The 13,948-nt window shown below is 68.2% G+C and carries 13 protein-coding genes; 11 read left to right on the top strand and 2 right to left on the bottom strand.

Going from position 1 to position 13,948, the window contains the following annotated elements; genetic code table 11:
• The first annotated feature begins 15 nt into the window (after positions 1-15).
• From ABT061_RS32865 to ABT061_RS32825, 9 genes are all read left to right on the top strand, one after another.
• Positions 16-1,467 carry an MFS transporter gene (locus ABT061_RS32865; protein WP_350925330.1) on the top strand — a complete coding sequence of 484 codons (1,452 nt, stop codon included), beginning with the start codon at positions 16-18 and terminating at the stop codon, positions 1,465-1,467.
• 666 nt (positions 1,468-2,133) lie between these two features.
• Positions 2,134-3,219, top strand: a complete 1,086-nt coding sequence (locus ABT061_RS32860) for a hypothetical protein (protein WP_350925328.1) — start codon at positions 2,134-2,136, stop codon at positions 3,217-3,219.
• 720 nt (positions 3,220-3,939) lie between these two features.
• Complete coding sequence (gene rpmF, locus ABT061_RS32855) at positions 3,940-4,131, top strand: 50S ribosomal protein L32 (RefSeq protein ID WP_350925326.1); 192 nt, start codon at positions 3,940-3,942, stop codon at positions 4,129-4,131.
• A 29-nt stretch (positions 4,132-4,160) separates the two neighbouring features.
• Complete coding sequence (locus ABT061_RS32850) at positions 4,161-5,246, top strand: radical SAM protein (protein WP_350925324.1); 1,086 nt, start codon at positions 4,161-4,163, stop codon at positions 5,244-5,246.
• A gap of 27 nt (positions 5,247-5,273) precedes the next feature.
• Complete coding sequence (locus tag ABT061_RS32845; protein WP_350925323.1) at positions 5,274-6,881, top strand: ABC-F family ATP-binding cassette domain-containing protein; 1,608 nt, start codon at positions 5,274-5,276, stop codon at positions 6,879-6,881.
• A gap of 641 nt (positions 6,882-7,522) precedes the next feature.
• A complete protein-coding gene (locus tag ABT061_RS32840; protein WP_350925322.1) occupies positions 7,523-8,407 on the top strand; it encodes a DUF2268 domain-containing putative Zn-dependent protease in 885 nt (294 codons plus the stop codon).
• Between the two features lie 10 nt (positions 8,408-8,417).
• Positions 8,418-9,176 (top strand): MerR family transcriptional regulator, encoded by a 759-nt coding sequence (locus tag ABT061_RS32835; protein WP_350925320.1) that lies wholly within the window; start codon positions 8,418-8,420, stop codon positions 9,174-9,176.
• Between the two features lie 18 nt (positions 9,177-9,194).
• Entirely contained in the window at positions 9,195-9,506 is a 312-nt protein-coding gene (locus ABT061_RS32830; RefSeq protein ID WP_350925318.1) for a reverse transcriptase domain-containing protein, read from the top strand.
• A 109-nt stretch (positions 9,507-9,615) separates the two neighbouring features.
• Positions 9,616-9,795 carry a group II intron maturase-specific domain-containing protein gene (locus ABT061_RS32825; RefSeq protein WP_350925316.1) on the top strand — a complete coding sequence of 60 codons (180 nt, stop codon included), beginning with the start codon at positions 9,616-9,618 and terminating at the stop codon, positions 9,793-9,795.
• 162 nt (positions 9,796-9,957) lie between these two features.
• Here the strand turns inward: ABT061_RS32825 and ABT061_RS32820 are convergent, their stop codons facing one another.
• Together ABT061_RS32820 and ABT061_RS32815 are read right to left on the bottom strand one after the other, a co-directional pair.
• Positions 9,958-10,626, bottom strand: a complete 669-nt coding sequence (locus ABT061_RS32820; protein ID WP_350925314.1) for a class I SAM-dependent methyltransferase — start codon at positions 10,624-10,626, stop codon at positions 9,958-9,960.
• A 64-nt stretch (positions 10,627-10,690) separates the two neighbouring features.
• Positions 10,691-10,828, bottom strand: a complete 138-nt coding sequence (locus ABT061_RS32815) for a DUF1707 SHOCT-like domain-containing protein (protein WP_350925312.1) — start codon at positions 10,826-10,828, stop codon at positions 10,691-10,693.
• Positions 10,829-10,961: 133 nt separating this feature from the next.
• On the opposite strand from ABT061_RS32815, the gene ABT061_RS32810 reads away from it, so the two are divergent.
• Entirely contained in the window at positions 10,962-11,105 is a 144-nt protein-coding gene (locus tag ABT061_RS32810) for a hypothetical protein (RefSeq protein ID WP_350925310.1), read from the top strand.
• Complete coding sequence (locus tag ABT061_RS32805) at positions 11,102-13,945, top strand: hypothetical protein (RefSeq protein ID WP_350925308.1); 2,844 nt, start codon at positions 11,102-11,104, stop codon at positions 13,943-13,945. Before ABT061_RS32810 ends, ABT061_RS32805 begins: the two co-directional genes overlap by 4 nt.
• The last annotated feature ends 3 nt before the right edge of the window (positions 13,946-13,948 follow it).

The following is a 13,948-nucleotide window of genomic DNA, read 5'->3' as shown; positions in this document are numbered from 1 at the left end:
ACGCAGGCTCGACACGTGACCACAGCTTCCACCCCGCACACCGATTCAACCCCAACGATCCCATCCCAACCACGAACGCTCGGGCTTCCCGGACTCCTCGCCACCCTCTCCGCTCTGCTCCTCGCGGTGGTCAGCTTCGCCGCCGCGGGCATCGCCGTCCCCGACATCGGCGCATCACTGCACGCCTCCCCTGCCGAGCAATCGCTCGTGGTCTCGGTGTACTCACTCAGCTTCGCGGTGCCGATGGTACTCGGCGGCCGCCTCGGTGACCTCTACGGACGCCGCCGCCTGTTCCTCCTCGGCATGGCCGGCTTCACCCTCTTCTCCCTGATGGCGGCCCTTTCCCCCACCATCATCGTCCTGATCGCCGCGCGCGCCCTCACCGGCGTCTCCGCGGCAGCGATGGTTCCCCAGGTGCTCGCAACGATCACCGCATCGACGCAGGGGCGCGAACGCGCCAGAGCGGTCGCGTTGTTCGGAGCCACCGCGGGAGGCGCAACAGCGATCGGGCAGGTCCTCGGCGGAGTGCTGCTCTCCGTCCCGCTCCTCGGCGCCGGCTGGCGCATGGTGTTCGCAGTGAGTGTCATCATGGGTGTCGTCGCGTTTCTCGCTGCCCTGCGCTGGGTGCCGGCAACCAGCTCCCCCGGCCACCGCTCACTTGACCTGATCGGCACCGTGCTTCTGGGCTCCGCCCTCCTCTCGTTGCTCGTCCCGCTGTCTCAGGGCGCCATGCTCGGCTGGCCCGCATGGTGCTGGGCACTGCTTGTCGCCGTCCCCGTCCTGTTCGCCGCGTTCTGGAGATGGCAGCTCCAACTGCACCGCGGCGACCGCGTCCCACTGGTCCCGCCGCCCCTCTTCCGCCTGGGTTCCTACCGCGTTGGACTCGTGATGGCACTCATGCTCCAGTCAGCCTTCGGCGCATTCACCTTCCTCTACGCCCTCACCACACAGACCGGGCTGGGATGGACCCCGATGCACGCCGCTGTCGTGCTGCTTCCATTCGCCCTCTGCTTCTTCGTCGTCTCCGTCTGGTCCGGAAAACTCGCACCGCGCTTCGGATTCCGCCGGCTGCTGATCATCGGCGGAGTCATCCAGGCAGCACTGCTTGCGATTACCGCGACATCGGTGTTCCTACAAGGCGCCAACCTGAACTCCTGGACTCTCGCTGCATTGCTGATCGGCGTCGGCATCGGGCAAGCACTCATGTTCGGGCCCCTCGTGGGCGCGATGATCGCCGACGTCCCCCCGGCTTCCGCCGGGGCCGCATCAGGAGCGCTCCAGACGACACAACAAGCCGCAATGGGCCTCGGCGTCGCCGTGGCCGGCGGGCTACTCGCCGCGGTTACCGTCGGGTCAGTCGCACCTGTCGGCGTCACGTACACAACCGCGCTCGCCGTGTGCATGACCGTGCAGGCCGCCTTCGCCGTCGTCTTCGCGCTCTGCGCCCTCGCCCTCCCCCGCCGCTGATCCCACAGCTCCCTGAGCTTGTCGTTTAGCCTCCGGCCTTCGCATATGCCGTGAACGGTCATACCCGAGGGCACGAAAGGCGGTAGCGGACTGTGTCCGCCCGGGTGTGGCCTGAGGCTGTACGGCGGACGGCCACCGTCTCATCGTCGAGTTGAACGACATCGAGGAAAAGGCGGTGGCCGTGGGATCCATCTTGGCGTGCGCGACCGCGAGTGTCCCAGAACCATGGAGGGAAGGCTCGCGTATCGAGGCGCCGGCAGAGCTGTCGGAGTTCCGCCAGGAGGTGTACGACTGTCTCACCGCGCGGCGCGATGAGCTGTTCGAACCGGCCGAGGCGATCTTAACGGATCCGCGTCGACCGCGTCCTCAGGGAAACGCTCAGTGTCGACGCGGATCCCCTGCACTTGGCGACCGCCTTCAACCTCAGCTGCCAGACTGCGATCGACTACGCCAACATCGCCCGGACTCTGCTCGATCGTCCCATCGAGATCATCCAGGCACCATCCGGAACAGGCCCCTCCTGACCGCGATGAACCGGGGTGTTCACGAGTACGGCCGACTTGGCTCGACAGGGCACGATGAAAGATCACTTCCCGGCCGGAGGTTGATCGTTTCCCTGAAATGGAGTCCGGGCCGTGCTCGCCTGTTCCGTTCTAGGCTGTGTCAGTGATCAACGTGGTGGAATGGACCAGGTTGGAGCCGTGGCGGGTCGCCCGTGTTCGCACCGACCGCGGCGAAACCATGATCGTCAAGTGGATGGGTCCTCACGCCGCAGGCAAGCACACCGAGGCGTGGCGGTTACGCACAGAGGTGGCCGCGCTGCGGTTCCTGGCCGAGGATCTCAAGGTCGATCTGGCACCACGTGTCCTGGTGGAGGATCTTCCCGCGGGGCATGTCATTCTGGAGGATCTCGCGCCACGAGTCGCGCTGGACGGACTGTTACGCGGGGACGGTGCCTTCGCGCATGCCGTACGTCTGGAGGCTTTCGCTCGTGCTCGTGGGGAGCTCGGCGCGTTCACCGCTGGACGGGCAGAGTTGTACTACCGGCGGCGAGAGCGCCTGGGTCAGGTCGATCCGGAGGCTGATCGGCTTGGGCATGTCGCCCGGCTGCGCCAAGAGGGACTGCCGCAGGCCGAGGTGCTGGGAGTGCCGATCACCGGGCCGGTGGAGCGCGAGTTCGCCCTGGCGCTGGCGGAACTTGCAGATCCAGGACCGTTCCTGGCACTGAGCAACGGCGATCCGGAAGCAAACAACGTGCTGGTCTGTGCGGACGGACCGCCTGATGCACGTCTGATCGACTTCGAGTTCGCCGGCTTCACCCATGTCCTGCACGACGCCGTCTGCCTGCACGTTCCTGGTCCAGCTTGGATGCGGGTGAGTGTGTCCGCATGGCCTGCCGGTTCCACGCCGCTGCCACAGGTTGGCGAGATCTACCGGCGTGCCCTGGCGGCCGGGGTGCCACAGGCTGAGGACGAGCGACTCTATGGGGTGGCCCTGACCGCGGCGTGCGTGGCGTTCGCGCTGACCCGCCTCTGGCGTCTGCCGGTGTTGGATACGCGCTCACCAGGTGATGACAGCCGCGCCCAACTCGTCGCGACCTTGGAGGCCGCCGCCTCTGTCGCACGAGAACACCATGCCCTGCCACAACTGGCGGGCTTGTGCCAGCGCCTGGCCGAGGCCTTGCGCCGCCGCTGGCCCGATGCGGACGTGAACTTCACCGCTCTTGCGTCCTACGCGCCGCGCCGTCGGTGATGGGAGGAAAGTCGCGGGGCAGTATGGCTGAGGTGTTCACGATGGTGATGGCCTGCGGAAATGAAGCCAATCCGAAGCGCTCGCCAACACCTTGTGCCCCCTCGTGGCCAGCCCGGCCCGGAAATCCCCGAAACGACAAGATCCCGCCCGATCGGCAAGATCAGACGGGATCCCGTCAACTTCGGTCGAGCCGTCTCAAGAACGGCCCGAACCGTGGCCGAAGAGGAACTGGAGGCGATCTCCCACCTGGAGAAGCGGAAACCCGTGAGTTCCGCCGGCGAAACCTTCCGCGGGAGTGAATCGGGTTCGAACTCATAGGAGGTCCTTGTTACGATGGGTGCCATGATTGAGGTCGACAGAATCTAGCCACCGAACTGCCGGTGGCTTTCATCCGTGTGGGCGATGCCCATGCTGGTGAATGACCGTTCTCCTAGCGCAGCAGCGTGAGTCCGCCCGTCCGAGGCGTTGACACCTCTGCGTGAAACGTGCCGGCACGTTCGCACCGCACCGACCTCGGTCCCCGGTTTGTGCCTGCGAACGCGCGCGACTTCGATCCTCCCCGTGCCATCCATCCATCGCCCAGCACTCGGGCAGCGGCCCAGCTCCGCAGGCAGATGGTGCCCCGGCAGCACTGATCGAATCTCTCGCCGCAGTGACTCACGGCCCGTGGTCGGTTGTCCCGCCAGTTCCGTTGGCATTCGCAACCACTCACGAAAGGCCATGGCCATGCAGCACCGCACGTCGCGTTCCCGCACCCGTCACCGTCGCGCTCACTGGAAGACGAGCGCCCCGACGCTCACCACCTGCACGAATCCCGCCTGCGGCAAGCCCACCCCGCCGCACCGCGCATGCCGGCACTGCGGCGTCTACCGGGGTCGTGAGGTCTTGCCTCCGACGGGCGGTGACACGTGAGCACTGTCCTGACCACGAGGAGCCGCTGGATGCGCATTCGCGACCATCTCGCACAGACCGGTGCACCTGCGTTCCGCTTTGGTCAGCTCATCGCCGCGTGGCAGAGCTCGACGGCCGAGACCTTCGCCGACGTTCATGCGCTGCCGGCCGGCCTGCGTGCCGATCTCGCGGAACGATTCGGTCCACGGCTGCACCCCCTGACCCCGCTGGAAGTCCAACGAGACGAACAGGTTGAGAAGGTGCTGTTCGCCTCCGAAAGCGGCGCCCGCATCGAGACCGTCGTGTCTCACTATCGAGCCGGATGGGACTCCATGTGCATCTCGTCGCAGGCCGGGTGCGGCCTGGGCTGCACCTTCTGCTCCACCGGCGCGGTGGGCCTGGTTCGCAACCTCACTGCCGACGAGATCGTCGCCCAGATGATGCACCCGCACTGGACCCGCGAAGGGCTGCCCCGACCCGCGAGTGTCGCGTTCATGGGGATGGGAGAGGCGCTCGCCAACCCTCACGTGTTCGACGCGCTCACCCTGCTGACCGACGCGGGCTACGCGGGGATGTCCGCACGACGGGTGACCGTGTCCACCGTGGGGTTCGCGCCGAACCTCACCCGCCTGGTCGACGAGCACCCACAGGTGACGATCACCCTGTCCGTGCACTCACCGTTCGCGCAGGAGCGTGCCCGCATCATCCCGCTCGAGGAATGCTTTCCGCTCCCGCAGAGCCTCGACATCCTCGACCGGCACACCGCCACGAGCCGCCGAAAGGTCTACCTCGCCTACCTGCTCATCGCCGGCGTCAACGACAGCGACGACCATCTCGCTGCTCTCGCCGAACTGGTCCGTGCACGGTCTCGGCCCGAGCTGTTCCACGTCAGCGTCATCCGCTACAACGAGGCGGCAGGAGCGCCGCCGGACTACCGAGCCCCGTCCTCCATCCGAGTAGACGAGTTCGTGCGCGGGCTGACCGTGCGCGGCGTGCACGCGACGAGGCGACGGCAGTTCGGCACCGGCATTGATGCCGCTTGCGGTCAGCTCCACGCCAAATACCTCGCGGCGGACCCCACCATCGCCGCTCCCGTCAACACCGAACCGGTCCCCGTCACGCCCCTCCGCGACTGACGGGAAGAAGAAAGAGAAACATCACCCATGTCCACGAAGTCCGCCATCACTTTCCGCGATCTGACCTTCGAATGGCCAGACGGCACGGTTGCACTCTCGGGCGTCAACGGCACCTTCAGCACCGGCCGCACCGGCTTGATCGGGCGCAACGGTGCCGGGAAGTCGACGCTGCTGCGGCTGATCGCAGGCATCCTGCAGCCGACCGTCGGCCAGATCGACACCATCGGCGAGGTCGGTTACCTGCCCCAGACGCTCACGCTCCGGCAAGAGGCGACGATCGCCGAGCTCCTCGGGATCGATGGGATCATCGCCGCGGTGAGGGCCATCGAGTCCGGCGACGTCGACGAGCGCCACTTCGACACGATCGGCGATGACTGGGACATCGAGTCCCGCGCCGACGAAGCCCTACATCAGATCGGATTCACCGCCGGAGACCTCGACCGCCGCGTGGCCGAGGTCTCCGGCGGAGAGGCGATGCTCATCGCCATCACCGGGCTGCGCATCCGCCGCACTCCGATCACCCTGCTCGACGAGCCCACGAACAACCTCGACCTGCCTACCCGCGCCAAGCTCGCCGACTTCGTCGACCAGTGGCCGGGGACCCTCGTCGTGGTCAGCCACGACCTCGAACTGCTGGAGCACATGGAGAACACCGTCGAGCTCTACGGCTGCACCCTCGACACCTTCGGCGGCCCTTACAGCGCCTGGAAGGAATACCAGGAGCAAGAGCAGGCGGCGGCGGTCCAAGCCGCGCGGTCGGCCCAGCAGGCGCTCAAGGTCGAGAAGCGGCAGCGCGTCGAGGCGGAGACGAAGCTGGCGCGCAGGGAACGCACTGCGAAGAAGACCCAGAGGGACGGCGGCATCCCGAAGATCCTGGCGGGCAACCGTGCCAGCAAGGCCCAGGCGTCCGCAGGCTCGTTGCGCTCCACGCTCGACAACAAGGTCCAGGCGGCCCAAGCCGCAGTCGACGCCGCGGACGCCCGCGTACGCGAAGAGGAGCACATCACCCTCGTCCTGCCTGATCCCGACGTTCCGCGCGGAAGGCGCCTCGCGGAGCTGCATGACCAGGACCGCACCTTCGTGATCCAAGGGCCGGAGCGGGTCGCGCTTGTCGGGGCGAACGGCACCGGAAAGTCGACTTTGATCGAGCAGCTCATCCGCGGCACGGCTCCCGCGCCCGATCGGCCGCATGGGCGTCTCCTGACCGAGCTCGTCGGCTACCTCCCCCAGCGTCTCGACGGGCTCGACGACGATGCGAGCGCGATGGCGAATGTGCAGTCGGTCGCCCCTGGGACGCCGGCAGGCACCATCCGCAACCAGCTCGCCCGGCTTCTTCTGCGGGGCGACAGCGCCGATCGTCCGGTGCGTACGCTATCCGGCGGCGAGCGGTTCCGCGTCTCCCTCGCGCGACTCCTCTTGTCGGAGCCGCCGGTTCAGCTGCTGGTCCTGGATGAGCCCACCAACAATCTCGATATCGCCAGCGTCGAGCAGCTCGCGGAGGCCCTCGATGCATACCGCGGGGCCCTTCTCGTCGTCAGCCACGACTTCGCGTTCCTCGAGCGGATTGGAGTCGACACTGTCATCGAGCTCGGCAGGGACGGCCGTATGCATCAACGCCGAGACCTGAACATCTGATGGTCTTGGATTGAGCGTGCCCAGGCGTTAAGGAGCAGGCAGGTCGTAGGCCGGCTGACCCACCTGCTCCTTCACTGGGAACCTTCCACATACCGATTCATGCACACCGGCCATCGAGACCATCGCCCGGCCAGGCAGCCTGCACACTGTGGTCTTCCACTCCGCCCCTGCCCCCGAAGACGAAGAGCCGCCATCGTCAGGGCGCTGCGGCGTGGGATGGACGAGGGCGCGTTCCGCCAGGTCGACCCGCATGCCGCGGACGCGATCGCCGCAGGCGGGCAACCACAGCGGTGGCGGGCGGCCGTACGCGACCTGCCCCGTCACCGGCTTGCGGTCACACGTTTCAGGTGACCGGGAGGCTCTTCACCCGGTAGATGTCCGCGGTCTCCGGGCGCAGGCCTCCGAGGAGGTTCTCTGGCGTAGTTGGCGACGGCGGGGTTCAGCGGTGGATGCTGTTCACCGCGGACCGCAAGACCGAGGAGCCGCGCACACTGGAACAGCGGCCGACCAAGTTGCGTGAGTCCATCGCAGCGGCGAACCGCCGGTCATGACGGGACTGAGTGACGGTATGCCGGCCGTACCTCGACGAAGAGCGCCGCTGGTTTGACCTTGACGCTGCGTCAACTTCTAGCATCGGGGCCATGTCGATCACTGTTCTTGACACCTACTCCGCCATGCGGCGGATTCTGCTGGCCCCGGTCGCGGACCGCGTTGGCCTGCTGCATTCGATGCTGGAGCCCAACAAGGGTATGTACCGCTACAACCCCGGCGAGGTCGACCTGGTTGCCGTACACCTCGAAACGTCCGGGTTCCCCATCGACCGCGACGAGGAGCATTGCCTCGACGCGCTCGAAACCCTGGCTGCGGCCGGGGCCTGGGAGCGGATGGAACGCGCGCTCGACGACGCTCTCGCCGTGCTGCTGGAGGCGACGCCGGGGCTGGAGGCCCCGGACATCACCGTGCTGTTCGTCCTCGGCGATCCGGGTGACGAACACTTCATGGGTCCCTGCCAAGGATTGACCGGGTTCGGCGGCATCTCGGGCCACATCGCCATCACGTTCTGGCCCTTCCCCGAGAATGTGGAGCGGCTGGAGGCCACCGCCGTACACGAACTGCACCACAACCTGCGGTGGAGCCCGGGCGGGGTGGTGTGGGACCCGATGACCGTCACGGTCGGCGATCACATCGTCGGCGAGGGCCTGGCCGACGCCTTCGCCCGCCAGCTCTACGGCGACGAGCTCGGCCCCGCCCGCATCGGCGTGCCGCACCTGCACGATGACGAGATCTTCAGCAAGGTGCTCACCGGGCTCGACGTGACAGGCATGCAGAACTTCACTGCATGGGTGCACGGCGACCCAAGCGCCGAGCGCTTCGGCCTCACCCCGGTAGGACTGCCGATGGGCGCGGGGTACGCCGCGGGCAACCGGCTGGTCGACACCTACCTGGCGGCGACCGGGCAGACGGCGGCGCAGGCCCTGCACGCCGACGCCTCGGAGATCATCGCAACTACTCTCCGCCGCGGGTAACACTGGAACGATGGAGTGGACGATCCAGGAACTCGCGGCGAGGGCCGGCATCACCAGCCGTACCCTGCGTCACTACGACCGCGTCGGGCTCCTGGTCCCGTCCCGGGTCGGCGCGAACGGGTACCGCTACTACAACCCCACCGCGGTCGCCCGGCTACAGCGGATCCTGCTCATGCGCCGGCTCGGCATGGGCTTGCCGGCCATCGCCGAGGTCTTGGCCGAGGAGGTGGACGCGCTCGACGGGCTCCGCGCCCACATCGCCGCGCTGGAAGAGGAACGGGACCGCATCGAACGGCAGATCCGGTCTGTGCGGCACACGCTCGAGGCCCTGCAGTCGGGGACGGAACCGCGGATGGATGTCATGTTGGCGGGGTTCAACGACCTCTACAAGGACGAGGTGATCTCACGCTGGGGCGAGCGCGCGTTCCAAGTGAGCAACGACTGGTGGCATGGCAAGAGCCTCGACCAGCAGCGGGCCTGGAAGCAGGACACCGAAGACCTCGTCGCCGCATGGGTCGCCGCAGCGAAGGCCGGGGATTCGCCGACATCGGAACACGCTCAGTCACTGGCTGCCCGGCACGTCCAGTGGCTGAGTCAGATCCCGGGCACCCCCACCGCCGAGGGCGACCGGGAGCGCTCGATCGAGATGGTGAACGGCATTGGGGACATGTTCGTCGACGACCCCCGCTTCGCCGCCATGTACGACGACGCCGCGGGGGCGACGTTCGTCCGCGACGCGCTGCAAGCGTACGCGCGGACCCGGATGTAGCTCGTGTGGTTCGCAGAAATGGTCAGTTGTGCGAGGTCAGCGCCCCCTGGTCCGGCGAGGCGTTCCCCCAGGTCGCCGTTCGCAAAATCCCTCTCACAACCTCCGCGTTCCGAGAGACCGTTCCGATTCGAGCCCCGATCCTATGGACTTCGGCCGGACCGGAGCTGCCATGACGCGATCGAATCCATCCACCAGGCCACCAGCCGGAAACCGGCGAAACGGCTGTGGGTGCTGGACGCGGACCTGGCAGCGGCCTTCGATCACATCGACCACTCCCGGCTGCTGGAGGCCAGCGGGTCCTTCCCCACCAGGGACATGATCCGAAGCTGACCATGCCGAGCCGCACGGCGGTCAAGCGGCTGAAGCCGCGGCTGGCGACCGAGATGCGCAGTCTGCGCGGCTCGAACGCCCAGGCGGTCATCGCCCGGCTCGATCCATCGTGCGGGGCTGGGCCACCTACTACCGCAGCGTGGTGTCGTCCAGGACGTTCGCCGCCCTGGACAGCTACGTATGGCGGCTCACCTTCAACTGGGCCGTCTGCAACCGCCCGAACAAACCGACGCGCTGGATCGTCGACCGGCACTTCGGCAGGTTCAACAAGTTCAGGAACGGCCCATAACAGGCTATTGATCCAGTCGGCCATGATCATGACGAGGCCCGCTCCGGTCGCGGTCGCCACGCCGACTGCTGCCCGCCAGAGCAGCACCTTCAACCGGCGTCGCAACCGTCCGGAGGAGCCTTGCCCGGCACGAGACCCTGTGCCGCTTCCGACGCCCGATCCTCAGCCGGGCTGCTTGGCCATGACGACCAAACCCGGCCCGCTCTGCTCATCTGCGGGGAGCCGAAGTTCGGCGACCGGGCGCAGCCCAGCCTGCTCGATCAGGTCCACGAGTTGTTCCGGTCGCCATTTGTGTGTCGTCCAACGAACGGGTACGCCTCCGTAGGCCTCGGTGCGCACCGCGTCTTCGTCGCCGACGTGTGTTGCGGTGATGAAGTGTCCGCCTGGCTTCAACGCGCGCGCGAACAGGGCGAGAACCTGAGGAAGGACGTCACGGGGGAGGTTGAACAGTGACCACCACCCGAGCACGCCGCCAAGGGACGCTTCACCAAGGTCGAGGTCGGTGGCAGAGGCGACGCTGAAGCGGCATTGCGGATGAAGACGGCGCGCGTTCTCGATCATGCGAGGAGAGAGGTCTACCCCGGACACGTCGAGTCCGCGTTCGGCAAGATAGGCGGTCACCGTTCCGGGTCCGCAGCCGACGTCGAGGACAGGCCCAAGCTCGCTCACGGTGTCAGCGAAGGCGTCGATCGATGCCTTGAGCCATGGATGGCTACGGATGTCGCCGACTCCCGTCGTCACCACCATGTGGGCGTAGTTGTCGGCCACCCGGTCATAGGACTCACGTACCACGTCGAGATCGGCTGGGTGGTCGATATGGTGTGCGCGCATCAGCCAACGATAGGACTGTGCGACGGCCCTGGGACTGATACAGCGGTTAACGCCAAGCCGTTGATCATGGCCCGGCTGTACCCGCAAGGGCGTTGACGCGGTTGTCGAGTTCGTCTTTCTTCAGGCGGCCCACGGCGAAGTGTTCACGCGGAATCACACAGGCGCGGTCACGTTCGGCGTCGGAAACGCGGATGTGCTTCACATCGTCCCCCTCCCCTGGCGCACGACAAATTACCCGGTTCGTCCGGCGGGGGGCATGGATGTTCACAGGATCCTTTCATCTCCTCGATATCTGCCGCGCCGGTTTGTCGGTGAGGCGATCTAATGTCCCGGCCATGACTCCAGCGACGCAGGCGTACACGTACGCCGCGCCCTCCTCCCTTGTCGACGGTCGTCTCGGATTGGCGACCTCCGGCGGGCGGGCCCTGTCCGGCCCGGCCGTGGCCCCCTGGTTCTTCCTCACCGGAGCCACGTCATGACCTCTGACGACATCCGTACCGAGATCAGGAATCTCGTGCTCAACCACGACGCCGAGGGTCTGGCGTTGCGGTTGCCGAAGCTCACCGACGCCGAGCGGGCCACCGTCGCCGCCGGGTTGCCGGGCCTGCTCGCCGAGCTTCGCGAGAGCCCGCTACTAGCCGCCACCGTCGGCTGGGACGCCTTCGACTGGACCGCCGACGAGCAGGTCACCGGCCGGTCCGAGGTGCTGATGATGGTGGGCGCGGCGACCATTCCCGGCCCGGCCGGGGTGGTCACCTGGCTGATGAAACGCGACCTCAATCCCCGCTGGTCCGGCGCGCCGAGCCCGCACCGGCTGGTGAAGGCGGTCTCCGGTCGCCCGGTGGCCTGGCGTGCCGATCTGGCGGTACGGCTCGCGCGCCGCATCCGCCGTCCCGACGACCGGATCGTGCCGCTGGCCTTGGAACTGCTGCGCGACGGCGAGGCCACCCCACCCGACCACGAGCCGCTGGTGGCGGCCTGGTTGTCGGCGGTGGGCGTGGCCAAGGACCCGCTGACGCCCCACCTGCTTCCGAAGATCTTCGAGGCGGCCGGCGCGGGCCGGGCGCTGGTCAACGAGACGCTCACCCCGAAGCCGTCCCGCTGGCTGGCCCTGGCCGCCCGCACACTGTCGCGCGAGCAGATCATCACCGGCTGCGTGAGCCGTTTCCTGCTCGGCGGCGACGCGCAGGACCTGCGTTTTTTCGTCCGGCTGCACACGCTCGTGGCGCCCACGCCAGAGGAGTCGGCCGGGCGGCTGCGCGACTACCTGCGGCTGCTGCCCGCCGCGCCGGGCCCGGTAGCCGAGCTGGCCTGGCAGCAGGTACGCCAGGCGCGGCTCGACCCGGCGGACGTCGCCGAGGCCATCGAGGCGATGACCTTCCGCCAAGAGGCCAAGCTCGCCGTGAAGGGCCTGACCTGGCTCGACCGCGACCTCGCCACCACACCGGAACGTGTGGCCGACCACGTCACCGCGCTGACCAACGCGTACGCGCACGCCTCTCACGAGGTGCGCGACCGCGCGGTCACCCTCACCCTCAAGCACGCCGACCACCTCACCGACCCCGCCCCGATCCTGGAGTCGGCCGAACTGCTGCCCCCGGCCTCAGCCCGGCAGCTCTTCGAGCGCTTCACCGAAGGCTGGACCAGCGACTTCACCCCCGGCCGCCTGCCCGAGGCCACCATCCCCGGCCCGTTCCCCACCTCTAGCCTGGAGAGCGGCCCGCCGGAGGAGATCGGCTGGATCGACGTCGAGGCGTGGCTGGCGGCGGTCACGCGGGAGGCGCATACGAACCCGGACTCCCTGAAGGAAACGCTGGCCCGGCGGTTCGGCGAACACCTGCGGCCGGTGCTCTACGACGCGCCGACGTGGCACTCCCCGCGTGACTGGTGCACCGCGCTGGCCAGGGAACTCGTCAACCCCGGCGAAGATCCGGGGCCGCCCATGTCCCGTCCGCCGAGGCAGCGCCCGTCGTACCGGAAGACGATCTCCGAGGAGCAGCGGGCCGACGCGGAGCAGGCCTTCCCCGGCCTGTCCGGCGATCTCGGGCAGGCCCTGTACGACGGCATGGTGAACGTCGCGGCCACGGCCTTCCAGCTGTTCCCCGGCCTCCGCACGATCGTCCCGCTCCACGAGATGCCCGACTACGTACAGGAGGAGATCCTGCGGACGATCGACGTCCAGACCGACCTCTACGACCTGAAGGCGCGACCTGCCCCCGCTCCCTGGAACCGCCTCCCCCACCTGCGAGAGTGCGCCCGCCCCCACGCCTTCCTCCTGTCCCGCCTCGACGAACTCCTGCGCGCGGCGAAGGCCGGAGCCCTGCCCCCGGTACTGCTGGCCACCCCCACCCGCGCCGACGGCCACCTCGACCCCGAGACCTTGCTCGACCGCCTGGCTGTGTGCGCGGAATCCGGCTGCGAACCGCTCCCGCTGGACGTGGCACAGGCCCTGTTGCGCCTCCCGCCCGATCCCGCCCCCGACCTGGCCGAACGCGCGAAGGGCATCGGCTCGGCGGCGGCTGCGGTGGTGGCCCGCTGGTTCGAGCGCGGCGCGCCCCCACCACCGGAGGTGGAGCTGACCTGGACCCTCGACCTCGGCTCCCGCGCCGTGCCCTACGACGACCATGTCCTCGACCAGCGCGGCATCGCCAATGTGAGCTGGCAACCCGTGGAGCCCACCGGTCTCGCCCACCTCGACGCCCTGCTGACCGCGCCCGAGATGCGCCCGTTCCGGCGCGTGTCACGTCACTTCTGGCCCGGTATGACGCCCCACCACCGGGAGCTCGCGGCTGCCCATCTGGCGATCGGCCTGATCGACCGTTTCGACCCGCCCGACATCGCGATCGACGACCTCCGCAACCTGACCCTGGCCGAAGGCGCGTCCGGCCCGGCGACGGCCCTGGCGCTGGCCTACTTCCTTACCGTGGAGGGCGACGACGTGGTGCCTCCACTGCTTCAGCTGGCGGCCAAGGGCGCGCTCCCCGCCGCCGAGACGGGCCGCCTGCTGGGCCTGTTCGGCCGCCGCACCCGCTACGAGGCCGACCCCGCGTTGCCCTCACTGGAGCTGGCCGCCAAGCAGGGCGCGCACGCCGAGGTATGGACGATCTTGCGCCACTTCCTGGCCGTCTTCCTTCCGAGGGAGGGCGAGCGGGCCCGGCGTCCGCACATCGACGCCGTCGTGCTGGCCACCGACATCGCCGCGTGGGCCGGCGCGCGGGGCGAGATCCCCGAGGTGGCCGCCCACGCGAAGAAGCGCGGTTCGACCTCGCTGACCCGGGCCTGCCGGAGCCTCCACCAGTTCCTGACCCGGGAGGCCTGATCG

Source organism: Streptosporangium sp. NPDC002544, assembly GCF_040295965.1.
Taxonomy (GTDB): domain Bacteria; phylum Actinomycetota; class Actinomycetes; order Streptosporangiales; family Streptosporangiaceae; genus Streptosporangium.
The sequence above is the reverse complement of the archived record's forward strand: the minus strand, read 5'-3'. Positions and strand labels throughout refer to the sequence as shown.

What these genes read in the sequence shown, in the direction of transcription:
- ABT061_RS32850 (WP_350925324.1), top strand. Translation starts at nt 4,161, where the DNA reads ATGCGCATTCGCGACCATCTCGCACAGACCGGTGCACCTGCGTTCCGC.
- ABT061_RS32805 (WP_350925308.1), top strand. Translation starts at nt 11,102, where the DNA reads ATGACCTCTGACGACATCCGTACCGAGATCAGGAATCTCGTGCTCAAC.
- ABT061_RS32810 (WP_350925310.1), top strand. Translation starts at nt 10,962, where the DNA reads ATGACTCCAGCGACGCAGGCGTACACGTACGCCGCGCCCTCCTCCCTT.
- ABT061_RS32820 (WP_350925314.1), bottom strand. Translation starts at nt 10,626, where the DNA reads ATGCGCGCACACCATATCGACCACCCAGCCGATCTCGACGTGGTACGT.
- ABT061_RS32830 (WP_350925318.1), top strand. Translation starts at nt 9,195, where the DNA reads ATGGTCAGTTGTGCGAGGTCAGCGCCCCCTGGTCCGGCGAGGCGTTCC.
- ABT061_RS32835 (WP_350925320.1), top strand. Translation starts at nt 8,418, where the DNA reads ATGGAGTGGACGATCCAGGAACTCGCGGCGAGGGCCGGCATCACCAGC.
- rpmF (WP_350925326.1), top strand. Translation starts at nt 3,940, where the DNA reads ATGGCCATGCAGCACCGCACGTCGCGTTCCCGCACCCGTCACCGTCGC.
- ABT061_RS32845 (WP_350925323.1), top strand. Translation starts at nt 5,274, where the DNA reads ATGTCCACGAAGTCCGCCATCACTTTCCGCGATCTGACCTTCGAATGG.
- ABT061_RS32840 (WP_350925322.1), top strand. Translation starts at nt 7,523, where the DNA reads ATGTCGATCACTGTTCTTGACACCTACTCCGCCATGCGGCGGATTCTG.